Genomic DNA, 25,361 nt, shown 5'->3' with positions numbered 1-25,361 from the left:
CGAGCGAGCGGCCGTTTGGCATGAACGGGTTTTCGCCGAGCGGTTCCCGCAGGCCGCCGAAGGCGGCCGAGGAAACCCGAGGCGAAAAGAGGTTCCTCAGAAGGAAACGTTCGTCTCGATGTCTTCGGCCGCCTCCCTGAGCCCGTCCTCGCGGGCGTCCTCGGTGTGGCCGCCCTTGAGGTCCTGCTCCGCCAGCAGGTCGGCGAACTCGTCGCGGAAGCGGTCGTTCGCCCGGGTCGACTCCAGGTTCGTGGCGACGACCGTCGAGTAGTGCTCGACGGTCGTCTCGTCGACGCCGAGCTCGGCGGCCCGATCGGCCATCGGCACGTCATCGACGTGCATCGAGCGGAGCCGCGAGAGGTCGAACGGCGCCTCGCGGTCGCCGTCGCGGACGAGATGGAGGTCCATCCGCGCGTCGAAGACCGTCCCCTCGTCGACGTCGAGGTCGGCGGCGATGGCGGCGTCGTCGGCGCCCCGGAAGTACAGCCGGACGACCCGGACGAGGTCCTCGTCGGAGCGGTCGGAGTCGAACTCGAAGCGCTCGCGCATCCGCGCGACGAGGTCGGCGAGCCGCTCGGCGGCGTCGCTCTCGTCCGCGAGCGAGCCGTGCCCCTCCTCCTGACGCTCGGTGACGGTGTCGCCGCCCGTCGTGTCGAGGAAGATTTCGCGGAGTTCCTCCGTCTTCTCGTCCATAGACTGAAACGATGACCGTCGTCGGACAAAAGGGTGTTGCCGGCGACGGCCCGCGCAACCGTGCTGACGGGAGCGGAGGAGGCTCGACGCCCGGAGCGGGCAGGTGCGGACGGTATCAGGGGCGGGTGCTGACAGTCGTCGTGGACCGTCATGGACGTCGGTGTGAGAAGATTTAATCGGAGGCGGCGACGGGCTATCGACATGCAAGCCGACGTGACGCGCGAGACCTTCTGGACGATCGGTCCCGTCGGGAAGGCCGCGTTCTACTACCTCGCGGCGGTCGCGATCGGGGTGTTCCTCTACGGCACGTACGCGCGGTTCGCGCGCTACGCCGCCGGTGAGGACGACTGGTTCGACCGCCTCGACGACCTCCCGGGACGGGTACTGCGGGCGGCCCGGATCGTGGCGTCGAACCGCAACCAGTTCGACCGCGACCTGTACGCGGGCGTGATGCACGCGTTCATCTTGTGGGGCTTTCTCACGCTCCTCATCGGGACGACCATCCTCGGCATCGACCTCGACTTCTGGCGACCCGTCACCGGCGAGTCGTTCTTCGTCGGCGACTTCTACCTCTCGTACTCGTTCGTGATGGACGCGATGGGGCTGCTGTTCGTCGTCGGCGTCGGTATGGCCATCTACCGACGCTACACCGAACGCGACGGTCGCCTCTGGGGCAAGCACACCTCGTTGGAGGACGACGCGTTCGTCTGGACGCTGTTGGCGCTGGGCGTCGGCGGCTACGTGCTGGAGGCGTTCCGCATCGTCGGCTCCGCCGAGTTCGCCGCATACGAGCAGGTGTCGTTCGTCGGCTTCTTCCTCGCGGGCCTGTTCGCCGAGGCGGGCGTCACCGTCGGGATGGCCGAGACGCTGTACCACTGGACGTGGTGGAGCCACGCGCTGCTGGCGTTCGCGTTCATCGCGCTGATCCCGTACGCCAAGCCGTTCCACATGATCTCCTCGTTCGCGAACGTCGTCACCCGCGACGAGAAGGCCGGGGTAAGGCTTCCGGGCGTTCCCGAGGACGCCGGTCCCGACGAGATCGGCTACGGCTCCATCGACGACTTCTCGTGGCGCCACATCCTCGATCACGACGCCTGCACGAAGTGCGGCCGCTGCTCCTCGGTGTGTCCGGCGAAGGCCTCCGGCCGGAACCTGGACCCGCGCGACGTGATCCTCGACCTCAAGCGCTACCGCGAGTCCCTCGACGCCGGCGAGACCGAGGAGGTCGAGATCGTCGCGGACGGCGGCGACTCCGTCATCGCCGCCGAGTCGATGGAGTCGTGCATGTCCTGTATGGCCTGCATGGACGCCTGTCCCGTCGACATCGAGCACGTCTCGGAGTTCACGCAGATGAACCGTCGACTCACCGAGACGGGCCAGATGGACGAGATGGTGCAGGACGCGATGATGAACGTGTTCCAGAACGGCAACACGTTCGGCGACCCCGCCCGCAAGCGGCCCGACTGGGCGGACGACCTCGACTTCGAGGTGCCCGACGCCCGCGAGGAGGACGTGGAGTTCCTCTGGTACGTCGGCGAGTACCCCAGCTACGACGAACGCAACCAGCGCGTCGCCCGGTCGCTGGCGACGCTGTTCGAGCGCGCGAACGTCTCCTACGGCATCCTCTACGAGGACGAGCAGCACGACGGCAACGACGTGCGCCGCGTCGGCGAGGAGGGCCTCTTCGAGATGCTCGTCGAGGACAACACCGAGGCGTTCGAATCGGCGACCTTCGAGAAGGTCGTCACCACCGACCCACACTCGATGAACACCTTCCGCAACGAGTACCCCGAGGTCAGCGAGTTCGACGACCCCGTCTTCCACTATACGGAGGTCGTCGAGACCCTCGTCGATCGGGGTCGCCTCGGGCTGGACGGCACGGAGCTGGACTACACGGCGACGTACCACGACCCGTGTCACCTCGGCCGGATGAACGACGTGTACGAGGCGCCGCGGGACCTGATCCGCGCGACGGGGGTCGACCTCCACGAGATGCCGCGCAACCGCTCGGACTCGTTCTGCTGCGGGGGCGGCGGCGGCGGCCTCTGGATGGACCACGACGAGGAGTCCAAGCCCAGCGAGGAGCGCCTGCGCGAGGCGCTGGAGGACACCGACGCCGGCGACGCCGTCGAGAAGTTCGTCGTCGCCTGTCCGATGTGCGGGACGATGTACGAGGACGGCCGCAAGACCGGGAACTTCGAGGACGACATCGAGATCGTCGACATCGCGGAACTGCTGTGTGAGGCGCTGGCGGCGAAGGAGGGCGTCGCCGTCGACGCGCCGGCGGACGCCGACGGGGACACGTCGTCGGCGGCGGCCGACTGACGGGATAAAAAGCAAGTTCGCTCCACGATCTGCTGATTACGGCAAAGAACCAAGTTCGTGGAAGTCGTATCCGTGTTATGCGCGTTGATGCCGCTGACGGACGGATTTACCTCCCGAAATCGCTCCGTGAGGAGTTCGGCGACCGATTCGAGTTGGTGGAGCGTGAGGGTCGGCTTCTCCTGATCCCGGTCGCGGACGATCCGCTCGCGGCACTCCGTGAGGAATTCCGGAACGTCGAGGGGACGGCGGAGGAGCTCGCCGCAGCCGCCGAGGAAGAAGCGATCGAGGAGGCCGGTCGGTGAGCTACGTCGAGACGGATTTCCTGCTCGCGCTGATCAAGGAGGACGACTGGCTCTCGGCTGCCGCTGAGGAGTACTACCGAGAACACGGCGAGGAGCTCTGGACATCGACACACACGTTAGTCGAACTGATGCTCGTTGCATACCGGGAGGAACGGAACGTCGAGCGCGTCGTCGCGAACGCGGCCGCACTCGTCGAGGTTCGGGGTGATACCGATCCCGTTCTCGCCGCCGCCAACGCCGTTGAGGAGGACGGGCTGACGCCGTTCGACGCGCTCCATCTCATTGCTGCCGACGGCGACCGGATCGTCTCCTCCGATGGGAGCTACGATGACGTGACCGAGCGGGTCGCGCTGGAGGACTTGGAGGAGTAGTCGATAGAACGATCCGAACGCCGACGTGACGGGCTCACGACCGCGACGCGTCGACGTCGATCGCGTCGACCGGGCAGATGTCCACACAGAGCATACAGTCGATACACTGGTCCTCGCGGGTCGGCTCGACCTTCGTCTCGCTCTCGGGGTGGTCGGGCGTGTCGACCCAGTCGAACACGTCGACCGGGCAGTTCTCCAGACACGCGCCGTCGGCGATGCAGATGTCGTAGTCGACGGCGACGTGGGCGCCGTGGATACCCAGCTTCTCCGGCGGATCGACCGGCCCCCACACGTCGAGACCGTTCTCCTCGCCGACGTGCTCGCGGTTGTCGTCGAAGTTCGGATCGATTCCCATTATCGATGCTTACCGCGACACGTACAAAAACGCCGGCATCCGGGGACCGCGGGAACGTCGCGGACACGGTCGCGACGGGCGACGGCGAACGCGTGCGCGACGGGCGATACGATTACGGTCGACCCGAGCGACGTCCCCGCGTGAATCGCGTCAACGCCGACGAACTCGACTGGGAGGGGACCGACCGCGGCGAGTCGGTCGGCTGGCGGCGAAAGCGGCTGGCCGCGGCCGCCGACGGCGAGGATCTGGGCTGTAGCCTCTACGAACTCCCGGCGGGCAAGCGCGCGTGGCCGTATCACTACCACGCGGGCAACGCGGAGGCGATCTACGTCCTGTCGGGGGAGGGGACCCTGCGCCACGCCGACGGGACGAGCCCGCTGCGCGCGGGCGACTACGTCTCGCTCCCGCCCGGTGAGGACGGCGCCCACCGCGTCGTCAACGACTCCGAGGGTGCCCTCCGATACCTCGCGGTCTCGACGATGCGCGAGCCGGAGGTGCTCGTGTACCCGGACTCCGACAAGGTGGGCGCGATGGCGGGCGCGCCGCCGGGCGACGGGGACGAGCGCGACGTGGACGCGTACTTCCGCCGCGGCGACGCCGTCGACTACTGGGAGGGCGAGGAGGAATAGCGGACGTGAGGGTCGGCCCGCCCGAAGCCACATGTCCGTCGAGCCCGTAGATCCGGGTATGTCGGTCCCTCGCCTCGTGTACGACGACGACTGCGGGTTCTGCACCTTCTGCGTCTCACACGCGCTGGAGCTTGGCGAGTTCGATGCCGTCGGCTTCTCGGAGTTGGCCGACCACGACGATCTCCGCGCGCGCCTTCCCGACGACTACGAGGAGTGTATGCACCTCGTCACCGACGCCGCGGTGTACTCCTGCGGCGAGGCGCTCGAACAGGTCGCGAAGCGCACCGGCGCGACCGGCTGGTGGCTCACCGCGGCGGCGAAGGGGCTTCCGAAGTACCCGGAGGCTCGCGAGACGATGTATCGGTGGGCCGCCGACCGGCGGGCACTGTGGGGGAAGTTCGCGCGGCGCGACTCGCTGTCGAACGAGAGCGGCTCGACGTAGCGCCTCAGGGCTCCGGAATCTCGGGAGTACGGGTCCGCCGCAGCGCCGCCCGACCGGGGGCCAAGTCTCTCGGGGGCGCACGCCGGAGGTACGCCTCGAGCGCTCCCCGGACGACCGCGACCTCCTCGGCGTCGAACCGCTCGCGTCCGTCCTCGATCGCCGTCAGCGCGTCGAGTTCCGGGTATCCCTCGGCGGTGCCGTCCGCCTCGACCGCCCGCTGGACCCGGTCGAGGAGCGCGGCGTGGACCACCCACGCCTCCTCGCGGGGGAACGCGAGCGTCCGCCACCCGCCCTCGACCGGTTCGACCATCTCGGTTGGCGCCTCAGAGTCCACCTACTTAGCTATGGTCATCGTTCGCACACCGCCACCACGACGGGCGCGGGATTGGTCCCCCTCGACGCGTCGCCTCGCGACGAGAAGGCCGACAGCCGGTCGCTGGCCGGGCTGACGACGTAACTCGCCCGCTATCGCATTACGAGAAGGCCGACAGCCCGGTCAGGTCCTCCCCGAGGATGAGCGAGTGGATGTCGTGCGTTCCCTCGTAGGTGTACACCGTCTCCAGGTTGCTCATGTGCCGCATCGGCGAGTAGTCCGTCGTGATCCCGTTGCCGCCGAGCATCTCGCGGGCGACGCGCGCCTGGTCGCGGGCCATCCGGACGTTGTTGCGCTTGGCCATCGACACCTGCTGGGGCCGCAGGTCGCCGCGCTCCTTCAGGTCCGCGAGGCGATACGCGAGCAGTTGGGCGAGGGTGATCTGCGTCGCCATCTCCGCGAGTTTCTCCTGTTGGATCTGGAAGCGGGCGATGGGGCCCCCGAACTGCTCGCGGCCGGTCTGGTACTCGCGAGCCGTCTCGAAACAGTCGCGGGCGGCGCCGACGGCGCCCCAGGCGATGCCGAACCGGGCCTGCGTGAGACACGACAGCGGCCCCTTCATCCCCTCGACCTCCGGCAGGACGTTCTCCTCGGGGACGCGCACGTCGTCGAGGACGATGCCGCCGGTGACGGAGGCGCGCATCGAGAGCTTCTCGTCGATCTTCGGCGTCTCGACCCCGTCGCGGTCGGTCTCGACGAGGAAGCCACGGACGGGCGACCCCTCCTCCGAGGTGAGCTTCGCCCACACCACCGCCACGTCGGCGATGGGGGAGTTGGTGATCCACGTCTTCTCGCCGTTCAGGACGAACCCGTCGGCGTCGCGCTCGGCGCGCGTCTCCATCCCCGACGGGTTCGAGCCGTGCTCCGGCTCGGTCAGCCCGAAGCAGCCGACGGCCTCACCCTGCCCGAGGGCCGGGAGCCACTCCTCCTTCTGGGCCTCGCTGCCGAACGCGTGGATCGGATACATCACGAGCGCTCCCTGCACGCTGGCCATCGAACGCAGGCCGGAGTCACACGCCTCCAGTTCCTGCATCAACAGCCCGTACGCGCGCTCGGAGACGTTCGGGGAGCCGTATCCCTCGAGGTTCGGCGCGTAGAATCCCAGCTCCCCCATCTCGGGGATGAGTTCCGTGGGGAAGGTCCCGGCCTCGTAGTGGTCGGCGATGTCGGGGTCGACCTCCTCGGCGACGAACTCCCGGGCCGTGTCCCGGATCAGTTTCTCCTCCGCCGAGAGGTCCGCCTCCAGACCGACGTAATCGAGCATACGAACACTCGGTGACACGTCGACAAAGGGGTGTCGGGATCTTTCGGATCGACGATGAGTGATGTGATCGGGCCGACCCGGACGAGAGCGGAGCGGGAGACGAGCGAACGCCGTCGGGTCGGTACCGATGGCTACGACGCCGATTTGTCCCTCCACGAGGCACTTGCCGGTCGCGTTCGAAGCCGGAGCCATGCCACGGGCGTCACGTCGTTCCGCGTTCACCTACGCGGCGTGTCTGCTGTGCGTGCTCTGGACGGTTGCCGGGGTGGCGGCCGCGACGACAGCGACGACACCGCCGGCGGCGCCGATAGCGCCGGCCGCGACGGACGATCCCGGCCCGGGCGACGATGTCCGGATCGAGGGGACGGTCACCGGCGTCGACGGGGAACCGGCCGCCGACGCGGCGGTGATCGTCGGCGAGTCCGGAACCTTGCGTGAGCTGTCGACCGACGAGCTCCGCGCGCTTGCGGCCGCCGATCCGCCGAACGTGACCGTGGCCCGGGTCGGCGACGACGGCGGGTTCGCGGCGACCGTCGACTGGGATCGCGCCGACGCCGCTGTCGCGGTGAGCGACCGGGGGGTCAGCGAGCTTCGGATCCTCGGCCACGAGAACGCGACGCTCGCGCTTCGTCCGCACGAGCGGCGGCCACGGACCGTCTTCGCGCACCTCGGCGCGATCGGTCACGGCGAGCGACGCGGGGACCTGTACCTCAGTCTCGTCAACAACGACGAGACGGCGGTCCGAACGCTCTCCGTCCGCGTCACGTCGCTGCCCGAGCGGTGGTCGATCGCGGCCGTACGTGGCGACGGTCGGTTCCACCCGGCGAACCGGACGATCGAGTGGTCGTCGGTGGCGCCCGGCGAGGAGGTCGACACGACGGTCGTCGTGGCGACCCCGGCGACCCCCTCGCCGGGGGCGTACTCGGTGGGGCTTCGGGCCGCCAGTGCGACCCACCCGGTCGCGATCGAGAACGAGACCGTCGAGGTGCGGCCGGCCGAGACGCCGGGTCCGACGACCGCGCCGCCGCGGACCGAAGGCGCGGACGCGACGAACGCGACCGAACGCGAGCCATCGACGGCGACGGTCACGGCGTCCGATCGATCCGGAACCGCCGACGCCGCGGGGACGACCGCGACGGGCGACGGCTTCGGAGTCGCGACGGCGGTCGTCGCAACCGCGACTGTCGCGGCGGTCGCCGTCGCGTTCGGACGTCGACGCCGGGAGTGACGGGCCGTTCGAGGCAACGAGATCGCTCGGTTCCGCGACCGCCGCGAGCGCACGGAAAGCTTACCAACACCACCGCGAAAGAGGAACGACGAATGGCCGACATGCCCTCCTCCATCCCGGGGATCGGCGGGCCGTGGTCCCGCGGCGACGACGACGACCGCGACCCGCGAGTGATCGGCGTCGACGGCGACGACGCCGACGACGTCCTCGCGGCGCTCTCCTCGGACACCGCCCGCGCGATCCTCTCCGCCCTCCACGACAGCCCCGGCCCCGCAAGCGACGTCTCCGACCGCGTCGACACGTCGCTGCAGAACACCCAGTACCACCTGAAGCGCCTGCGCGATGCGGGCGTCGTCGAGGTGGTCGACACCGCCTACTCCCAGAAGGGCCGCGAGATGGACGTGTACGCCCCCGCCGACGGGCCGCTCGTGCTCGTCGCCGGTCCCGAGTCCGAGGCGTCCGGCATCCGCGCGACGCTCAGCCGCCTGCTCGGCGGGATCGGCGCCGTCGGCCTCGGCGCCGTCGTCGTCGAGACCGTCCTCGACGGCCCGTTCGCGCCCACCGTCGGGTTCGGCTCGGCCGGCGGCGCGGACGGCGCCGACGGGGGGTCCGGCGGCGATAGCACCGACGTGAGCGTCGAGTCGACGAACGCGACGGCCACCGAGGCAGCCGCCGACGACGCGGCGACGCCGACGCCGACCGAGGCCGCCGACGACGGCGGGATGGGGATCCAGGAGGCGACCGAGACCGCCGCGGAGACATCGACCCCCGCGCCGACGGCGACGCCGGCGCCCGAATCGACCGCGACCGAGCTGGCACGCGACACGACGTACGCCGTCGCCGGCGACGCCGGCCCGACGCTGGTCGACCAGCTCGCCGCCTCGCCGGGGTTCCTGTTCCTGTGCGGCGGGCTGCTCGCGCTCGCGGTCGTCGCGGTGGCCGCCCGCCGTCGCGGCGGCACGTGACCCGTCGCGTCCGTCCGCCTGTCACCCGTCCTCCGCTCACCTGTCCTCCGTTCGTCCGTTCATTCGTCCGGCCGCTCGCCCGTCCGCGCCGCCACCGCGGTGACTAAAAACGGCGTTTGACCATAGAGAAAGTACTTGACACGAGCGCCGGTACGATCCGGTACGGTTCCCGGTGGCGCGCCGGCCCTCCGTTCGCGGTTCCCCGTCGGCCCTCCAACCGCCGCGCCCGAGCCACGACCTGCCACCGTCTCCCCGACACCCCCGACCGGGTGCGCGGGCGGCCGGCGGCCCGGGAACCCGGTCCCCGTTGACGCGACCGCACCGTCGTCGACGCGATCCGCGCCGTCGACGCGACCCGAACGAGGGAGACGGGTCGATCGTGTTCCTCGCCGTGTTCTCGACGACCCTCTCGGCCACCGTACGCGGCTCTAGCACCCGATCCGGGCGATCTCACGGCGACCGTACCGGGACGGAGAACCGCTCGAACGCCTCGCCGTCGGGGGTCACGAGCTCCCCGGCGAGCCCCTCGTCGGTTCGGGTTACCTCGCCGTGTGCCGGCCGGTTTCCCCTCGGCTGGGCGTAGCTCCCCGGATTGAGCAGCGGCACGTCCCCGGAGTCGTCGAACTCGGGACGGTGGCTGTGGCCGAAGACGACGAGGTCCGCGTCGCGCTCGCGGCCGAACATGACGAGGCCTGTCGCGCCGCTTCGCGACCGGTGCCGAACCGCGACGGTCGCGCCCTCGTAGCCGACGACGCGGTCGCGGGGCAGTCGCTCGCGCAGCGCGGCGTCGTCGTTGTTGCCGGTGACGCCGTACAGCGTCGACGCCTCGCGCTGGAGGTCGTCGAGCACCGCCTCGCGGTAGAAGTCGCCGGCGTGGATCACGGCGTCCGCCTCCCGGACCGCGTCGAGGGTCCGTCCCCGGAGGCGGTGGCCGTCGGTGGCGTGCGTGTCGGAGAGGATCACGAGCATACCGACTGGGTCGTGACGGTCGCTACTAACGGTTCGGGAGTTCGAAGTCGGCGGCGTCCACGCCGCCCGTCGAGGCGTCGATGACGACGACGATGTCGACGGGGCGACGACGCCCGGCTCAGGACGACCGGTCCGTCGTGCTCCATGGGGTTGATTACCGTCGGCCGAGACCGGTAGACAATGGCTGGAGGAAGCAGGTCCGTCGTCATCGCCGCGCTGATCGCCAACGGCGCCATCGCGGTGCTGAAGTTCTTCGGCTTCCTGCTCACCGGGTCGCCGTCGATGCTCTCGGAGACGTACCACTCGATATCCGACACCGGAAACCAGGTGTTCCTCCTCATCGGCATCCGCTACTCGAACCGGGAGGCGAACCGGGCGCACCCGTTCGGCTACGGCAAGGCGCAGTTCTTCTACGCGTTCCTCGTCTCCGTGCTCCTGTTCGGTATCGCCGGCTGGGAGTCGCTGAACCACGGGTACGAGGCGATCATGCACCCCGCCCACGGCGGCGAACGGGCGGACGTAGTGCTCGCGGGGATCAACTTCACCGAGCTGGTGCCGGTCGATCCGTTCTGGATCAACGTCGTCGTCCTCCTCGGCGCCATCCTGTTCGAGATCTACGCGTTCGCGAAGGCGCGGGCGGAGCTGAACCGACAGATCGACACCTACGGCTGGGCCGGGCTCCGCGAGGCGTTCTCGAAGACCAGCGACGTGACCACGCTCACCGCGTTCACCGAGGACGCCATCGCGCTGGCCGGCGCCGTCATCGCGCTCGTAGGCATCTCGCTCGCGCGGTTCCTGGAGATGCCGATCTTCGACGCGATCGCCTCGGTCGTCATCGGCGCGCTCCTGATGTTCTTCGCGGTCGCGCTGGCGTGGGAGAACAAGCGGCTCATCCTCGGCGAGTCGCTGGCGGCGGACGTGGAGGCCGACCTCGAGGCGGCGATCGCCGACCACGACGGCGTCGTCCACATCGACGGGTTCCGGACGGTGTTCGTCGGCCCGGGCGAGGTGCTCGTCACCGCCGACGTGAGCTTCGAGGGCGACGCGGCCACCCGCGACGTGGACGCGGACATCACGCAGATCGAGGCGACCCTCCGCGAGATGGACGACCGCGTCGGGATCGTCTACATCGAGCCGGAGGTGTGAGGTCGCCGCTCGCGGGCGGACTCGACCACGACACGAACGTGAACGGTCGCTCGCCGCCTGCTATCTCGTCGCCTACTCGTTCGCCAGCGCAAGCGACGCCAACAGCGCCTCCAGCTGCACCTGTTCGTTGGCGCCCTCGGTGATGCGGAAGTCGGCGTCGCCGATGCGCTCCATCAGCCGCACCGCCTCCGGGTCCGAGAGGCCGAACTCCCACACCGACCGGTGGAGCTGGTCGATGATGTCGCCGCCGGCCATCCCCGTCTCGGTGAGCAGCGTGTCGAGCGTCGCCCGCGACTTCGAGAAGTCGCCCGCGAGCGCGTCCTCGACCATCGCCTCGATCTCCTCCGGACGGGCGGTCGCGGTGATCTCGTAGACCGCCTGCTCGTCGACGATCTCGCCCGTGGTCGCGGCCGCCTGCAGGGAGTTGATCGCGCGGCGCATGTCGCCGTTGGCGGCGTACACAAGCGCGTCGAGCCCGTCGTCGGTGATCTCGATGTCCTGATCGGCGGCGATGTCGCGGACCTGCGCCTCGACGGCCTCGTCGGAGAGCGGCGAGAAGCGGAACACCGCACACCGCGACTGGATCGGGTCGATGATCTTCGAGGAGTAGTTACACGAGAGGATGAACCGCGTGTTGTCGGAGAACTGCTCCATGGTCCGCCGCAGCGCCGACTGCGCGTCGTCGGTCAGCGAGTCGGCCTCGTCGAGGAAGATGATCCGGTAGTCGTGGCCGCCGAACGACGAGCGCGCGAAGTTCTTGATCCGGTCGCGAACCACGTCGATGCCGCGCTGGTCGGAAGCGTTGAGCTCGAGGAAGTTCGTCCGCCAGTCGTCGCCGTAGATCGTCTTGGCGATGGCGACCGCCGAGGTGGTTTTTCCCACACCTGCCGGTCCTGCAAAGAGGAGGTGCGGCAGGTCGTCCTGCTCGATGTAGCTGCGGAGCCGGGAGACGATCTGCTCGTGTCCGTACACGTCCTCCAGCGTCTGCGGGCGGTACTTCTCGATCCAGACCTCCCGCCCGGGGGAGGACTCGGCGGCCTCGCCGTCGTCGGCCTCGCTCATGGACGGTGGTCGGCGGCCCGGGGGGATAAACGCCCCGAGATATCGACCCGGCGATCCACGACTGGATGGAGGCCCACGATCGGACGGGAGTCCACGACCGGACTCCCCGTCCACACGCGACGGCAACGCTGAAAGCCGCGCGGCGGCGACTGCGGGCATGGACGTGACCTGCGAGGTCGTCGGCGAGGGCACCGAGACCCTCTCGCTCGACGACGACGCGACCTATGCCGACGTGTGCCGGGCGACCGGCTACTCTCCCCACGAGGTGACGGTGCTCGTGGACGGGAGCCCCGTCCCGGAGGACGCCCCCGTCGAGTCGAGCGAGGTCAAGGTGCTCAGGCTGATCAAGGGCGGATGACCGGCGGCGACGACGGCGAATCGAAGCGAGGCGCGGACGGCGACACCGCCCCCGACGCCGGCACCGTCTCGGATGCCGACGTGTCGATCCGGACCGCCCGCGACGACGAGACGGACGCCGTCAGGCACCTCCTCGACGCGGCGATGTTGACCGTTCCGGCGAACCTCCCGGAGCGCGTCGGCGGCGGCGACGTGCTGGTCGCAGTGGCGAAGGAGATCGGAACCGAATCGACCGACGTGGTCGGTGCGCTCGTGCTCGACGGCGGCCATGTCGACGCCGTCGCGGTGCGTAAGCACCGGCGGGCCGACGGCGTCGGCACCGCGCTCGTCGCGGCGGCGGCCGAACGGACCGATGCGCCGCTGACTGCGACGTTCCGGGCCCAAGTGAGACTGTTCTACGAGGCGCTCGGGTTCGAGGTGGAGGAACGCGACGACCGTCTGTTCGGAACGCTCCCGGCGGACGCGGACGTGACGCGGTGACCGCCGCGGTCAGCCCAGGTCAGCCCTGATCAGATCACGTCCGACAGCGGCGCGACCGCGAACGGCGTCACCATCTCTTCGGGCGTCAGCCCGCCGTGCCAGCCGACGTAGCCGAGCTTCCCCGGCTCGTCGCCGCGCCAGACGGCCTTCCGTCGGTGGACGAACACCACGTCGCCGCAGCGCCGGCGGAAGCGGTCGGAGGCGCCGCGGTCGCCGAACAGCCCCTGGTCGAGGGCCTCCTCCCGGGTGAACGCCCGTCCCTCGAAGGTCCGGTCGAGGTAGTCGACCACCTCCTCGGTCGTCCCCGGCCGCAGGTGGAGGTGGACGTTGCGCGCGCCGCCGACCGGCGGGAGCGGAACGCCGCCCGCCGTGCGTTCGTCGCTTCCGGCGTCGTCGGCGCCGTCCCCTCCCTCGCTCCCCCCCGTGAGCGGGTACCCGGCCGGAGCGCCGGTCTCGTAGCGGCGCATGCGCTCGGTGAGGAACTCGTGCTCCCAGATGTCGACGTTGGTCTCGGGGTCGGTGTCGACGTGGCCGTGGTCCGCGGTGAGCACGAACAGCGTCGAGTCGGCGACGTCGTCCGGAACGTCTGCCAGCGCCGTCGAGACGGCGTCGGAGACCGCTTGCAGCGTCTCCCGGTAGTGGTCGGATTCGGTGCCGGCCTCGTGGGCCGCGCCGTCCACGTCCGAGAGGTACGCGTAGCAGTAGGTTCCGGGGTCGGACTCGGAAAGCGCCTCGGTCAACAGCGTCCGGAAGCCGTCGAGGTCCTCGTACCCGCGTGAGTCGGCGCCGGCGAGGGCGTGTGCGGAGTAGGCGCCCGTCGCCGCCTTCATCGGCTGAACGGTGACCGAGTCGACGCCCGCGGCCGACATGGGCTCGTATATCGACCCGCCTGCGAAGAGGTCCGCCGCGTCGACGCCGTACGCCTCGTCGGCCGGCTCGCCGGACTTCGACGTGAACGGCAGGGTCTGGATCACGCGGTCGACCTCGGGGAGGTACATATCCCACCCGATCACGCCGTGTTCCGCCGGCGTCAGCCCGGTGTGGACGGTCGTGATCGCCGCCGCGGTCTCCGAGGGGTAGACGGACGTGAGCGGGGTCACGCGCGCGGTTTCCGCGAGGTCGGCGACCCAGTCGGGCGCACGTCCGGCGGCGACCTCGCGGCGCCACTGTTCGAAGCCGAAGCCGTCGACGAGCACGTGACAGACGCGGTCGTAGTCGGTGTCATCCTCGGGCGACGTGCCGGCGAGGCTGGGTACGTCCGCGACGACATCGTCCGGGAGCGGGTCGCCCGGAAGGTCGACGCCGAGCACCCCGCCGAGGGTCGCGGGGACGTCGGCGAAGCAGTACCGGCCGTAGTCGGGGAGGAGGGAGCCGTCGCGCTCGCGGTCGTCGCGGATGCGGGCGGCGACCTCGTCGTCGAACATGGCAGTCGAGGCGGCGGCCGCACACTCAAGCCTGTGGGTCCCGGCGGAGTATCGGCGTGGACGTGGGAGCGGGGAGCGACACGAGGCGCGAGACGGCGAACCGGTGCGGGGCGAGAACGGGGTCCGAGCCTCAGACCAGGGGCTCGACCAGCTCACGGCCGTCCGCGAGGATGGCCGCCGTGTCCGCCTCGGAGCCGGACTCGGCGTACACGCGCATCTTCGGCTCGGTCCCGGAGGGGCGGACGAGCAGCCACGAGCCGTCCGCGAGCAGGAGCTTGAAACCGTCCACCGTCACCACGTCGGCCACCGATTCGCCGGCGACCTCGTCGGGGATGTGATCGGCGAGGTCGTCGATGACGCGTTCCTTCTCGCTGTCGGGGCAGTCGACGCTCACCTTGTCGGCGACGATGCGGCCGTGTTCGTCCTCGAGGCGGTCGACGCGGTCGTCGTACGACTCCTCGCTGGCGGCGACCGCCGCCAGTAGCGCCATCAGGACGCCGTCCTTCTCGCGGACGTGCCCGCGGACGGAGAAGCCGCCGGACTCCTCGCCGCCCATCAGGGCGTCGTGCTCGCCCATCGCCTGCGCGACCCACTTGAACCCGACCGCGGTCTCGTACACCGCCTCGCCGTGCGCCTCGGCGATGCGGTCGATGAGGAACGTCGTCGAGACGGTGCGGATCGCGGGCCCCGAGTCGTCCTCGAGGAGGTGGTCGTACGTCGCCGCGAAGAAGAGGTTCTCGTCGAGGTGGCCGCGCTCGGGCGTCACGATCGCCAAGCGGTCGGCGTCCCCGTCGTTGGCTATCCCCAAGTCCGCGCCGCCCTCGGTGACGCGCTCGGCCAGTTCCTCCAAGTTCTTGGCCGACGGCTCCGGCGACCCGCCGCCGAACTCGGGGTCGCGCTCACAGCGGATCCGCTCGACCGCCGCGCCCGCCGATTCGAGGAGCGCGTCGGTGACGCCGCGGCCGCTGCCGTGCATCGCGTCGTACGCGACCGTCAGCCCCGAGAGGTCGAGCGCCCCATCCCCGCGGGCGACGAGGTCGCGGGCGTGTTCGGCGTGGGGCGTCACGAGGTCGACGCGGTCGATCGCTCCCTCGTCGGGGGTTCCGGCGGCCGCGAGATCGGGCTCACGGAGGTTCGCCTCGATGCGCTCGGTGACCTCGGGAAGCGCGGGCGCGCCGTCCTCGGGGATGAACTTCACGCCGTTGTACTCGGGCGGGTTGTGCGAGGCCGTCACCATCATCGCGCCGGCGGCGTCGCGCTCGACGATGGCGTGCGCGACCAGCGGTGTCGGGCAGTCGCGCTCCGGGAGGAGCACGTCGAAGCCGTTGCCCGCGAGCACCTCGGCGAGCGACTCGGCGAACCCCTCCGAGGTCGGGCGGGCGTCGTAGCCGACGAGCACGGGGCGGTCCGTCGCGTCCGCCGCAGCGGCGTCCGCCTCGCTCTCCGCGAGAGTGTCCGCGACCGCCTGTCCGACGATGCGGACGCGTCGGTCGGTGAACGTGTCGAGGGTGGCGCGCCAGCCGTCGGTTCCGAACGAGATCTCGTCCATGCGCGACGCGTCGGCGCCGGGTGGCAAAAACCCGGGTGCCCGGCGGCGCTCGTGGGGGACCCGCCCGGGCGCCGAACCGACGCCACGACCCCGTCAGTCTCCCGCCGCGACCCGACGGGGTTTTCACTCGTTCCCGTGAATCGCCCGGCATGTCGGAGACGCCCACCGTCGTCGCCGTGAACGGCTCGCGGCGCGACGGGAGCTACGGCCGGGCGACGCTGCAGTACGCCCTCGACGCGGCCGCCGAGTACGGCGCCGAGCCGGACTTCATCGATCTCGGCGACCCCGAGCTCGACGTGCCCCTCTATCACCCGGACGTGGACGCCGCCGACGCCGGCGACGTGCCCGACCTGCTCGCACGGATGCGCCGCGCCGACGGCGTGCTGCTGTGCTCGCCGGTGTACCACGACTCGTACTCCTCGGCGTTCCGCTCGTTCCACGACTGGTGCAGCTTCGACGAGTACGAGGACACCGTCGTCGGGCTGTTCACCGTCGCCGGCGGCGGCTCATACGGCGGCACGCTCGAACACATGCGCGCGACGATCCGTGGCGTCCACGGGTGGGTCGCGCCCCTGCAAGTCGGGATCCGCGGCGCTCGGAACAAGTTCGAGCCGTGGGACGACGACGAGCGACCTCCCGAGGACGCGACCGGGGCGGAGTTGCGCTACGAGTTCGTCGACGATGGCTTACGCGAGCGCACCGAGAAGCTGGGCCGCCGGATCGCCCACTACGCGGGACACACGGACGAGTTCCTCGACGTGCCCGAGTAGGGAGCGGACGACTTATTCGCCCGTCGTGTGGAGGCGGACGCATGTGGCGCAGGAGAGCGGTCTCGGCCGCGGTCGCCTCCGTCGTCGCGACCCTCGCCGGCTGTAGCCGCGGTATCGGCGGACAGCCCGACTCGGTCCCCGTCGAGGTCACGAACGCGAGCGACGCCGTCCGCGAGTACGGCCTGACGGTGACGACGGCCGGTGCCGAGGACCCCCTGCTCTCGATGGAGGAGTCGCTGGAACCGGGAGACCGAAGCACCGGCGAGTTCGAGGTCGCGGAACCGAACGCGACGTACACCGTCCGGGTCACGATGGGCGGCGAGGCGTGGTCGGAGTCGATCGACGGGAGCGGGCTTCGAGCCGTCGACGTGGAGATCGAGGGGCCGACGACGGTGACCGTCGTCGCGAGCGCGACGTAACCGGGGCAGACGCGAGCGCGGTCAGTCGACCAGCGACTCCTTCTCTCGGCGCGATCGCTGTTTGATGTCGTACTCCCGGCTCATCGCCCCCGACTTCGAGTCGAACGCCTCGACGTGGACCAACTCGACGGGCGTTCGCCCGCGGGTGTACTTCGCACCGTCGCCGGCGTCGTGTTCGGCGACGCGACGAGCCACGTCGGTCGTGTAGCCGGTGTACAGCGACCCGTCTGCACACTCGAGGACGTACACGTAGTGGTCGGCCGCCGGGACGGCGACGCCGTCGACACGGTCCGGGCCGTCGCCACGCTGGGAGTCGTCGACGCGGTCGGAGTCCCCCCGTTCGGAGTCATCGCCGCCGGCGTCGACAGTCGGGTCGCGATCGCTCACGGGACGGGGTTCGGGACGCGGGCGAAAAACTGACGCGATGCTGCACGGGGCCGTCTGTCCCGGGTCCCGCGGGGGAACGGGAGACGGATGGGTGGTGGCCGTCGCGGCGCGGCGAGGTGGTCGCGGCGCGGTTCAGTCGTCTGCGCGGGTCCGCTCTCGTGCCGCTTCGGCGATGCCCGCGTTCGCGGAGCAGGACGGGCACGCGTTCAGGTTCCCGCGTTCGTCGCCGAACACGCGGGCGAAGCGGTCGGATACGTGCGACCCGCAGTGGTCGCAGCGTGGCATGTGGTCGTCCGGCATCCACCGCTGCCGGTAACACGCATAGGGCTGCAAGACACATATACCCTTTCACGGCACACACCGCGGGTAGCGGCGTGTAACGGCGTCGAATCGACCGGTCAGCGATCCGGCTCGTCGGGGCGACCGTCGACGCCGAGCGCGATCAGTCCGGCCTGCGTTCCCGCGACGAAGCCGGCGTCGACGTTCACCACCGACAGCACGGTACACGACTGGAGCAGGCCGAGCAGCGCGGCGACGCCGTCGCCGCCGACGCCGTACCCCGTCGAGGTGGGCAGGCCGATCACGGGCGCGCCGACCAGTCCCGCGACGAGCGTCGGGAGCGTCGCCTCCCGCCCGGCGGCGACGACGAGCACGTCGGCCGACCGGAGCGTCTCGATCTCGTCGAGGACGCGCGTGAGGTTCGCGACGCCCACGTCCTCGACCGTCTCGACGCGGGTCCCGGCCTCGCCGGCGACGACGGCGGCCTCCCGGGCGGCGGGCGCGTCGGCGGTGCCCCCGGAGACGACGACCACGTCGGCGTCGACCGCGGGCGGGTCGTAGTCGGCGGCGTGGACGACGACGGTGCGTGCGCGGGCGTCCCGTTCGACCGTCGCGTCGGGGTGCTCCCGCTCCATGTAGGTCCGCACCTGCTCGGCGGTGTCGTCGTCCGCCCGCGTGACGAGTGCCCGCCCCGTCGAGTCGACGGCCGCGTCGGCCATCGCCGCCACCTCCGCGGGGGTCTTCCCCTCCGCGAGTATCCCCTCGGGGATCCCGCGACGGTGCTCGCGGGCGGCGTCGAAGCGCCCGGCCTCCGTGGTCGCGTAGCCGCGCAGCTCCGCCTCCGCCTGTGCGGGTGTGAGGTCGCCGGCGGCGACCGCCTCCAGCGTTTCGCGCATGCCCGATACTGGGCGGCGGAGCGACTCGAACCCTCCGACCGGGGACAGTATATAAACTCGGAGTCGGAAACCCCCGTGAACGGCCGCGAGGGGCCCCGCCTCGCGGGTTAACTTGGGAAACCTTATAAGGAGGCGTCGGGAAAGGCCGGTTGCATGGCAGACCTCATCGTCAAGGCAGCCGTCAAGGAGTACCTCGAGGAGAAGAACGTCGCGTCCGATTTCTACGACGCGCTCGACGGCGAAGTCGAGGAGCTGCTCGAGGACGCCGCCCGCCGCGCCGAGGAGAACGACCGGAAGACGGTCCAGCCGCGCGACCTGTAAACTCGGCCACCCTTCCTCCACTTCTTTCAGCGACCGCGTAGCCGCGGCGCCGTCGCGCTCGGCGGTCCCACGGCACCGAATCGACGGTCACCTGCGAGGGGGTTCACGGCGACCGCCGAGTCACATCGTTACGGCGACCGCCGAGTCGCGTCGCCGTCGTCGTCGCCAACGAACACCGCGTCGGCCATTCCGACGAACAGGCCGTGTTCGACGACGCCCGGGGCCGCCGACAGGGTCCCCGCCAGCGACCTGGCCTCACCGACGGCGCCGAAGTCGCAGTCGAGCACGAGGTTCCCGTTGTCTGTGACCACGGGACCGTCCTTGCGTTCTGCGGACCGCAGTTCCGGGTCGCCGCCGGCGTCGCGGACCGCCCGCTCGACGCGGGCGAGCGCGTCCGGCAGGACCTCGACGGGGACCGGATAGTCGAGCGGCTCGGCGAGCTTCGAGCCGTCGGCGACGACGAGGAAACGGTCGGCGGCGGACGCGACCACCTTCTCGCGGGCGTGGGCGGCACCCCCGCCCTTCACGAGGGCGTTCGCTCCGAGGGCAACCTGATCGGCGCCGTCGATCGCGAGGTCGACGCGGGCGACGTCCGACAGCGACAGCAACGGGATCCCGACTTCCTTGGCGAGCGCACGCGACTGATAGGAGGTGGCGACGCCCTCGACGTCGAGCCCGTCGTCGACCCGATCCCCGAGGTCTCGGATCGCGTGTGCCGCCGTCGAGCCGGTGCCGAGGCCGACCACGTCGCCGTCGCGCACCTCGGCGGCGGCCGCCTCGCCGGCCGCCCGCTTCGCTGCCTCCGTCCCCGCGGTGTTCTTCATGGTCGAGTGCTCCGCGGGCGGGCGCAAAACGCTTGCCCGTCGGACCGAGCCGGGGTGTCCGGCCCGGCATGCCGCGAACGCACGGCCGTGACGGACGGGTGAGGACGAAGACGTTAGGAGCGCCGGCGACGAGGACAGGGTATGCGAATCGAGTACGACCGCGACACCTGCGTCGGAATGTTCCAGTGCGTGGCCGAGTGGGACGCCTTCGAGAAGGACATGGACGCCGGGAAGGCGACGCTCGTCGACGCCGAGAAGACCGACGAGGACGTGTTCTCGCTGGAGGTTCCCGACGGCGAGGAACTGGACGCGAAGTTCGCCGCGCGCACCTGCCCGGTCGACGCGATCCGGCTGTACGACGACGACGGCGAGCAGCTGATCTGACTGGATCGCGGCCGCGACCCCTCGGTCCCGTGGCGACACACGAGGGGCGTCCGGTGCGCTCCTCCGAGTGTGCGCTCTCACGAGTGATTCGCGCGGCCGCGGCCTTATCACGCTCCGATCCGTCGCTCGGGTATGACTCGGGAGCGTCCGGAACGCGGCAACGCGGGTGGACGCCGATGACGCTTACGTACCTGGGCGTGCACGCGGTGTTCGTGCTTCCGGTACTGGCGCTGTTGCTGTGGCGACGGCCGGCGCTGCCGGCCGAACGCCGTCGGACCGCGCGCGCCGGCCTGCTGCTCATGGGGACCGTGGCGTTCGCGTACACGACGCCGTGGGACAACCTCCTCATCGAGCGCGGGGCGTGGACGTACGGCGAGGGCCGAACCCTCGCACACGTCTGGGCGGCACCGGTCGGCGAGTACCTCTTCTTCGCGCTGCAGACCGCGCTGGTCGGCTTGTGGCTCTACCGCGTCGACTTCGACCCGACGCCCGTCGAGGGCGACATGGCCCGCGCACCACGAGCGCTCGGCGCGCTCGCGTGGCTGAGCCTCGCCGCCGTCGGCGGCTGGCTCGTGCTCGCGGGGCCGACGCGGTTCCTCTATCTCGGGGCGATCCTCGCGTGGGCGTGTCCGGTGCTGGCGCTCCAGTGGGGCGTCGGCGGCGCGTTCCTCCTTCGCCGTCTCCGCCCGGTCGCCGTCGCCGTCGGCGTCCCGACGCTGTACCTGTGGGTCGTCGACCGCGTCGCGATCGCCGACGGCGTGTGGGCCGTCGCCGCCGAGACCTCGACGGGCGTCCACCTCCTCGGGCTCCCGGTCGAGGAGGCCGTGTTCTTCCTCGTCGCCAGCGCCCTCGTCGTCAACGGGCTCGTGCTGTTCGAGTGGGCCCTGTTGCGCTTCCGCTCGGAGTCCGCGGGAGACACGGAGAGCGATCGCCCACGGACCCTCGACGACGGTACCGGCTCCACACCCGGAACCGCCCTCGGTACCGACGACGGCGCCGACGCCGTCGCGACTGACGACGATCCGACCCCCATCGCCGACTGATGTCGGTGTCGGATCGCTCCCGGTCCGGAACAGCGCTCGCCGCCGCCCTGCGCCGCTGGGGCGTCCACGCGCCGTGGGTCGGGTTGGCGCTCGCGGTCCCGTTCGGGCTGCTCGCGTCGTCGCTCCCGCCCGCGGTCCGGTACGCGCCGTTTCTCGCGTCCGTGCTGCTGTTCGGGTTTCCGCACGGCGCCGTCGACCACCTCGTTCCGGCGCGCCTCACGGGGATCGGCCTGGGGCGGTCCGTGGGAGCCGTCGTCGCGGTCTACGCGCTCCTGGGCGTCGGCTACGGCCTCTGGTGGCTGCTCGCCCCGACCTCCGCGTTCGTCGCGTTCATCGTGATCACGTGGGTTCACTGGGGGCAGGGCGACGTGTACGCGCTCCTCGTGCTCGCGGCGGCCGAGCACCTTCCCACCCGGGCCGAACGCGCGCTGTCGCTCGTCGTCCGCGGCGGCCTCCCGATGCTCGTTCCGCTGGTCGGCCACCCGGAGGCGTACCGTCGGGTCGCGGGCGCGCTCGTCGGGCTGTTCGCCGGCGACGCGGCCGCCCTCGACGCGGCGTTCAGCCCCGCCGTTCGCGCCGGGGTCGCAGTCGGGTTCGGCGCCGTCACCCTGCTCGCGCTCGCGGCGGGCGCGTACCGGGTCCGCCGCGGCGACGCCGCCCGGCGGCCGTGGCTCGTCGACGCCGGCGAGACCGTGGGTCTGTGGGCGTACTTCCTGCTCGTGCCGCCGATCCTCGCCATCGGGCTGTACTTCTGTCTCTGGCACGCGGTCCGCCACGTCGCCCGACTGGAGCTGCTCGACCCGGACGCGCGCACGGCGCTCTCCGAGGGCGATCTGACCGGGACGCTCCGGCGGTTCGCCCGGGACGCCACGCCCGCGACTCTCGGCGGCCTGCTCGTCGTCGCCGGCGTGTGGGCGCTCGCGCCGCGCCCCTCGGCCGGACCGGAGGGCCTGCTCGCGGTGTACCTCGTCGCCATCGCGGTGTTGACACTGCCGCACGTTGCAGTCGTCACGTGGATGGACGCGCGGCAGGGCGTCTGGTGAGCGTCGAACGAGCGCGCTTCGGGAACCCACAACAAGAAGCGCACCTCCACGCCCGAGCGACTGAGAACGCGAGAAACAATTATCAAGGACTCCCGTGATCGCTCAATCGATGCCAGTATCCGAGCGCTGTCACATCACGGAGTGGGCCGCGCTCCTCGAGGAGTCCGTGCCCGAGACGGCGTGCGACGAGCGTCGCCTCGAGTTTCGGCCGCGCGAGGAGCGCTGAACCGCCCGTTCGGGTCGGGAGCCGTTCGGTTTCACTTTCGCCGCGGTTCGCGAAGGTTTACCCCCCGTGAGGCGCAAGTGTGAGCGATGGCCGAGGCCGCCGCGGAGACCGAGTACGTCGATCATCCCCTGCTCGTCGAGGGGTTCATCGAGGACCGCCGCTACCAGACGGAGCTGGCGGCGACCGCCCGCGAGGGCCACACGCTCGTGTGCCTCCCGACCGGCCTCGGGAAGACGACCGTCTCGCTGCTCGTCACCGCCCACCGGCTGTACGAGACCGGGGGGAAGGCGCTGTTCCTCGCGCCGACGAAACCGCTGGTGCAGCAGCACGCCGACTTCTACCGCGAGGCGCTGGACATCGCCGACGAGGAGATCGTCGTGTTCACCGGGGAGGTACGCCCGGACGACCGCGCCGAGCTGTGGGAGGACGCGAGCGTCGTCATCGCCACGCCGCAGGTCGTCGAGAACGACCTCGTCGGCAACCGCATCTCGCTTTCGGACGTGACACACCTGACGTTCGACGAGTGTCACCGCGCGAGCGGCGACTACGCGTACGTCTACATCGCCGAGCGCTACCACGCCGACGCCGAGCGGCCGCTCGTCACCGGGATGTCCGCCTCGCCCGGCGGCGACCGCGAGGAGATCGCGGCCGTCTGTGAGAACCTCGGCATCGACCAGGTGGAGGTGATGACCGAGGACGACGCCGACGTGGGCGAGTACACCCACGACACCGACGTGCAGTGGGAACGGATCGACCTCCCGGATCCGATCGTCGAGATCCGTGACGCGCTCAACGAGGTGATCACGGACAGGCTGGAGAGTCTGAAGGAGTTGGGCGTCACGAACACCACCCAGCCGGACGTCTCCCAGAAGGACCTCAACAGGATGCGCGGGGAGCTCCAGCGCATGATGGACGGCGGCGACTCCGACGCCTACACCGGGATGTCCGTCCACGCGGAGGTGATGAAGCTCCGCCGCGCCGTCGAACTCGTCGAGACGCAGAGCGTCGAGGCGCTGCGCCGCTACTTCGAGCGCCAGCGCAACGCCGCGCGCTCGTCGGGCGCCTCGAAGGCGAGCCAGCGGCTCGTCTCCGAGCCCAAGGTGAGAGAGGCGATGCGCAAGGCCGAGTCGTTCGACGACCTCCACCCGAAGTTCCGGCGCACGCGGGTCCTGCTCGCGCAGACGCTCGGCATCGGCGGCGGCGAGCGCGTCATCGTGTTCACCGAGTCCAGGGACACCGCCGAGGCGCTGACGGAGTTCCTCTCGGCCTCCTTCGACACCCGGCGGTTCGTCGGGCAGGGCGACAAGGAGGGCTCCGACGGCATGACCCAGAAGCAACAGCAGGAGACGCTCGACGACTTCCGCGCCGGCGAGTTCGAGGTGCTCGTCTCCACCAGCGTCGCCGAGGAGGGGCTGGACGTGCCGGAGGTCGATCTGGTCCTCTTCTTCGAGCCGGTCCCGACCGCGATCCGCTCCATCCAGCGGAAGGGCCGGACCGGCCGGCAGGCGGAGGGCGAGGTGGTCGTCCTCCTCGCCAACGACACGCGCGACGAGGCGTTCTTCTGGATCTCGCGGCGACGCGAGCAGGAGATGGAGGACGAGCTTCGGAAGCTGAAGGGCGTCGCCGACGAGTTGACGGACGAACTCGACGACGGCCAGTCCGGGTTGGAGGAGTTCGAGGGCGGGGCCGAGGGAAGCGCCGAGGACGGAAGCGGCGACGACGGCGCCGGCGGGGACGGAGACGGCGATCCCGACTCCGCGACCGCCTCGACGTCCGCGGCGGCGGCCGCGAACGGCCAGCCCGGGTTGACGGACTTCCAGCCGCCCGAGGACGACGACGACGCCGAGGCGGAGACGGACGCCGCCGACGGCACCGACGCCGGCGGCGACACGACCGAGCGCGACGACGAGGCGACGGCGGACGACGCCGGCGAGGACGACGACGACGCCGAAGCGGACGACGGCGTCGTCGCCACCGCCGGCACCGACGCCGACGGCACCGAGATCGTCGTCGACCAGCGCGAGCTCGAGTCGACCATCGCGCGCGACCTCTCCACCCGCGAGGGGATCACCACCCGACTGGAGACGCTGGCTGTCGGCGACTACGTGCTCTCCGACCGCGTCGCCGTCGAGCGCAAGTCTGTCGCGGACTTCCTCGACACGCTCGTCGGCGGCGACCGTTCGATGTTCGAGCAGGTGAGAGACACCGCCCGCGCGTACGCCCGACCCGTCGTGATCATCGAGGGCGAGGACCTCTACGGCGAGCGCAACGTCCACCCGAACGCGGTCCGCGGCGCCCTGTCGTCGCTGGCGATCGACTTCGACGCGAGCGTCCTCCGGACCGAGGACGAGGCCGACACCGCGGACCTGCTGGAGGTGATCGCCCGGCGCGAGCAGGAGGAGAACGACCGCGAGGTGTCCGCACACGGCGAGAAGGGCGCGAAGACGCTCGCCGAACAACAGGAGTACGTCGTCTCGTCGATCGCCGACATCGGCCCCGTCACCTCGCGGGCGCTGCTGGAGCACTTCGACACCGTCGAGGCCGTGATGTGCGCCCGCGAGGAGGACCTGCTGGAGGTGTCCGGAGTCGGGCAGGTGACCGCCGAACGGATCCGCGAGGTCGTCGGGAGCGACTACCCCGAGTGAACTGAACGATCCCCGAGTTCGATCGTCGTCAGCGACGCAGCGCCGCCAGCGCCTCGGCCGCCTCTCGGGCGGCCTCGAGGTGCGCGGTCGCCGTCCGGGGATCGGTCGCCTCGCGAGCGGCCTCGGCGTGGCGCCGGAGCGTCGTCGCCAGCGCGTCGCCGGCGGCGGCGAGCGCGTCGTCTCCGGCGTC

The 25,361-nt window shown here is 70.7% G+C and carries 29 protein-coding genes; 17 read left to right on the top strand and 12 right to left on the bottom strand.

Annotated elements, in window-relative coordinates; genetic code table 11:
• Nucleotides 1-96: 96 nt before the first annotated feature.
• A complete protein-coding gene (locus GRX01_RS10140) occupies nt 97-693 on the bottom strand; it encodes a conditioned medium-induced protein 4 (protein ID WP_159666668.1) in 597 nt (198 codons plus the stop codon).
• Nucleotides 694-894: 201 nt separating this feature from the next.
• Here GRX01_RS10140 and GRX01_RS10135 point away from each other — a divergent pair, with 201 nt between their 5' ends.
• From GRX01_RS10135 to GRX01_RS10125, 3 genes are all read left to right on the top strand, one after another.
• Entirely contained in the window at nt 895-3,018 is a 2,124-nt protein-coding gene (locus GRX01_RS10135; RefSeq protein WP_159666665.1) for a heterodisulfide reductase-related iron-sulfur binding cluster, read from the top strand.
• A gap of 77 nt (nt 3,019-3,095) precedes the next feature.
• Complete coding sequence (locus GRX01_RS10130) at nt 3,096-3,320, top strand: AbrB/MazE/SpoVT family DNA-binding domain-containing protein (protein ID WP_159666662.1); 225 nt, start codon at nt 3,096-3,098, stop codon at nt 3,318-3,320.
• Nucleotides 3,317-3,691 carry a type II toxin-antitoxin system VapC family toxin gene (locus GRX01_RS10125; RefSeq protein ID WP_321168014.1) on the top strand — a complete coding sequence of 125 codons (375 nt, stop codon included), beginning with the start codon at nt 3,317-3,319 and terminating at the stop codon, nt 3,689-3,691. The genes GRX01_RS10130 and GRX01_RS10125 overlap by 4 nt, the downstream gene beginning before the upstream one ends.
• 34 nt (nt 3,692-3,725) lie before the next feature.
• On the opposite strand, the gene GRX01_RS10120 is transcribed toward GRX01_RS10125, so the two are convergent.
• A complete protein-coding gene (locus GRX01_RS10120; protein WP_159666659.1) occupies nt 3,726-4,046 on the bottom strand; it encodes a 4Fe-4S dicluster domain-containing protein in 321 nt (106 codons plus the stop codon).
• A 140-nt stretch (nt 4,047-4,186) separates the two neighbouring features.
• On the opposite strand from GRX01_RS10120, the gene GRX01_RS10115 reads away from it, so the two are divergent.
• Both GRX01_RS10115 and GRX01_RS10110 read left to right on the top strand, forming a co-directional pair.
• Nucleotides 4,187-4,675, top strand: a complete 489-nt coding sequence (locus tag GRX01_RS10115; protein ID WP_321168013.1) for a cupin domain-containing protein — start codon at nt 4,187-4,189, stop codon at nt 4,673-4,675.
• A 58-nt stretch (nt 4,676-4,733) separates the two neighbouring features.
• Nucleotides 4,734-5,117, top strand: coding sequence for a thiol-disulfide oxidoreductase DCC family protein (locus GRX01_RS10110; RefSeq protein WP_159666653.1), 384 nt, complete (start codon nt 4,734-4,736; stop codon nt 5,115-5,117).
• A 4-nt stretch (nt 5,118-5,121) separates the two neighbouring features.
• Here the strand turns inward: GRX01_RS10110 and GRX01_RS10105 are convergent, their stop codons facing one another.
• Together GRX01_RS10105 and GRX01_RS10100 are read right to left on the bottom strand one after the other, a co-directional pair.
• The gene (locus GRX01_RS10105) at nt 5,122-5,427 is read right to left on the bottom strand and encodes a DUF7853 family protein (RefSeq protein ID WP_159666650.1); all 306 of its coding nucleotides are present in this window, start codon (nt 5,425-5,427) and stop codon (nt 5,122-5,124) included.
• 163 nt (nt 5,428-5,590) lie between these two features.
• A complete protein-coding gene (locus tag GRX01_RS10100) occupies nt 5,591-6,754 on the bottom strand; it encodes an acyl-CoA dehydrogenase family protein (protein ID WP_159666647.1) in 1,164 nt (387 codons plus the stop codon).
• Nucleotides 6,755-6,944: 190 nt separating this feature from the next.
• Between GRX01_RS10100 and GRX01_RS10095 the strand changes: the two genes are divergently transcribed.
• Nucleotides 6,945-7,982, top strand: a complete 1,038-nt coding sequence (locus tag GRX01_RS10095; protein ID WP_159666644.1) for a hypothetical protein — start codon at nt 6,945-6,947, stop codon at nt 7,980-7,982.
• Between the two features lie 92 nt (nt 7,983-8,074).
• Nucleotides 8,075-8,947 (top strand): ArsR/SmtB family transcription factor, encoded by an 873-nt coding sequence (locus GRX01_RS10090; protein WP_233740982.1) that lies wholly within the window; start codon nt 8,075-8,077, stop codon nt 8,945-8,947.
• Nucleotides 8,948-9,397: 450 nt separating this feature from the next.
• On the opposite strand, the gene GRX01_RS10085 is transcribed toward GRX01_RS10090, so the two are convergent.
• Entirely contained in the window at nt 9,398-9,916 is a 519-nt protein-coding gene (locus tag GRX01_RS10085; RefSeq protein ID WP_159666641.1) for a metallophosphoesterase, read from the bottom strand.
• A 180-nt stretch (nt 9,917-10,096) separates the two neighbouring features.
• On the opposite strand from GRX01_RS10085, the gene GRX01_RS10080 reads away from it, so the two are divergent.
• A complete protein-coding gene (locus tag GRX01_RS10080; protein WP_159666638.1) occupies nt 10,097-11,062 on the top strand; it encodes a cation diffusion facilitator family transporter in 966 nt (321 codons plus the stop codon).
• A 72-nt stretch (nt 11,063-11,134) separates the two neighbouring features.
• Here GRX01_RS10080 and GRX01_RS10075 read toward each other — a convergent pair whose 3' ends face one another.
• Nucleotides 11,135-12,124: a replication factor C small subunit gene (locus GRX01_RS10075; RefSeq protein WP_159666635.1), complete on the bottom strand. Its 990-nt coding sequence runs from the start codon at nt 12,122-12,124 to the stop codon at nt 11,135-11,137.
• 157 nt (nt 12,125-12,281) lie between these two features.
• Between GRX01_RS10075 and samp2 the strand changes: the two genes are divergently transcribed.
• The gene (samp2, locus tag GRX01_RS10070) at nt 12,282-12,482 is read left to right on the top strand and encodes a ubiquitin-like small modifier protein SAMP2 (protein ID WP_159666632.1); all 201 of its coding nucleotides are present in this window, start codon (nt 12,282-12,284) and stop codon (nt 12,480-12,482) included.
• Entirely contained in the window at nt 12,479-12,961 is a 483-nt protein-coding gene (locus tag GRX01_RS10065; RefSeq protein ID WP_159666629.1) for a GNAT family N-acetyltransferase, read from the top strand. Before samp2 ends, GRX01_RS10065 begins: the two co-directional genes overlap by 4 nt.
• Before the next feature lie 29 nt (nt 12,962-12,990).
• On the opposite strand, the gene GRX01_RS10060 is transcribed toward GRX01_RS10065, so the two are convergent.
• Nucleotides 12,991-14,385 (bottom strand): alkaline phosphatase family protein, encoded by a 1,395-nt coding sequence (locus tag GRX01_RS10060; protein ID WP_159666626.1) that lies wholly within the window; start codon nt 14,383-14,385, stop codon nt 12,991-12,993.
• Nucleotides 14,386-14,515: 130 nt separating this feature from the next.
• On the bottom strand, nt 14,516-15,934 hold the full coding sequence (locus GRX01_RS10055; RefSeq protein WP_159666623.1) for a phosphoglucomutase/phosphomannomutase family protein: 1,419 nt from the start codon (nt 15,932-15,934) through the stop codon (nt 14,516-14,518).
• 149 nt (nt 15,935-16,083) lie between these two features.
• Here GRX01_RS10055 and GRX01_RS10050 point away from each other — a divergent pair, with 149 nt between their 5' ends.
• Nucleotides 16,084-16,704 carry an NADPH-dependent FMN reductase gene (locus GRX01_RS10050; protein WP_159666620.1) on the top strand — a complete coding sequence of 207 codons (621 nt, stop codon included), beginning with the start codon at nt 16,084-16,086 and terminating at the stop codon, nt 16,702-16,704.
• A gap of 41 nt (nt 16,705-16,745) precedes the next feature.
• Entirely contained in the window at nt 16,746-17,123 is a 378-nt protein-coding gene (locus GRX01_RS10045; RefSeq protein ID WP_159666617.1) for a hypothetical protein, read from the top strand.
• Between the two features lie 21 nt (nt 17,124-17,144).
• Here the strand turns inward: GRX01_RS10045 and GRX01_RS10040 are convergent, their stop codons facing one another.
• The 3 genes from GRX01_RS10040 to larB form a co-directional block, all read right to left on the bottom strand.
• A complete protein-coding gene (locus GRX01_RS10040) occupies nt 17,145-17,372 on the bottom strand; it encodes a GIY-YIG nuclease family protein (RefSeq protein ID WP_321168052.1) in 228 nt (75 codons plus the stop codon).
• A 270-nt stretch (nt 17,373-17,642) separates the two neighbouring features.
• A complete protein-coding gene (locus GRX01_RS18840; RefSeq protein WP_201289568.1) occupies nt 17,643-17,795 on the bottom strand; it encodes a DUF7563 family protein in 153 nt (50 codons plus the stop codon).
• A gap of 113 nt (nt 17,796-17,908) precedes the next feature.
• Nucleotides 17,909-18,685: a nickel pincer cofactor biosynthesis protein LarB gene (gene larB / locus GRX01_RS10035; RefSeq protein ID WP_159666614.1), complete on the bottom strand. Its 777-nt coding sequence runs from the start codon at nt 18,683-18,685 to the stop codon at nt 17,909-17,911.
• A 153-nt stretch (nt 18,686-18,838) separates the two neighbouring features.
• On the opposite strand from larB, the gene GRX01_RS10030 reads away from it, so the two are divergent.
• Complete coding sequence (locus GRX01_RS10030) at nt 18,839-19,006, top strand: DUF1931 domain-containing protein (protein WP_073308856.1); 168 nt, start codon at nt 18,839-18,841, stop codon at nt 19,004-19,006.
• A gap of 128 nt (nt 19,007-19,134) precedes the next feature.
• On the opposite strand, the gene rpiA is transcribed toward GRX01_RS10030, so the two are convergent.
• Nucleotides 19,135-19,830: a ribose-5-phosphate isomerase RpiA gene (gene rpiA / locus GRX01_RS10025; RefSeq protein ID WP_159666611.1), complete on the bottom strand. Its 696-nt coding sequence runs from the start codon at nt 19,828-19,830 to the stop codon at nt 19,135-19,137.
• A 141-nt stretch (nt 19,831-19,971) separates the two neighbouring features.
• Between rpiA and GRX01_RS10020 the strand changes: the two genes are divergently transcribed.
• From GRX01_RS10020 to GRX01_RS10005, 4 genes are all read left to right on the top strand, one after another.
• A complete protein-coding gene (locus tag GRX01_RS10020; protein WP_159666608.1) occupies nt 19,972-20,214 on the top strand; it encodes a ferredoxin in 243 nt (80 codons plus the stop codon).
• 176 nt (nt 20,215-20,390) lie between these two features.
• Entirely contained in the window at nt 20,391-21,257 is an 867-nt protein-coding gene (locus GRX01_RS10015) for a lycopene cyclase domain-containing protein (RefSeq protein ID WP_159666605.1), read from the top strand.
• Complete coding sequence (locus tag GRX01_RS10010) at nt 21,257-22,300, top strand: Brp/Blh family beta-carotene 15,15'-dioxygenase (protein ID WP_159666602.1); 1,044 nt, start codon at nt 21,257-21,259, stop codon at nt 22,298-22,300. Before GRX01_RS10015 ends, GRX01_RS10010 begins: the two co-directional genes overlap by 1 nt.
• 312 nt (nt 22,301-22,612) lie before the next feature.
• Nucleotides 22,613-25,171, top strand: a complete 2,559-nt coding sequence (locus tag GRX01_RS10005; RefSeq protein ID WP_159666599.1) for a DEAD/DEAH box helicase — start codon at nt 22,613-22,615, stop codon at nt 25,169-25,171.
• Nucleotides 25,172-25,361 lie beyond the last annotated feature (190 nt).

It is taken from the genome of Halobaculum saliterrae (genome assembly GCF_009831625.1).
GTDB lineage: Archaea > Halobacteriota > Halobacteria > Halobacteriales > Haloferacaceae > Halobaculum > Halobaculum saliterrae.
This window is presented reverse-complemented; position numbering and strand designations above follow the sequence as displayed.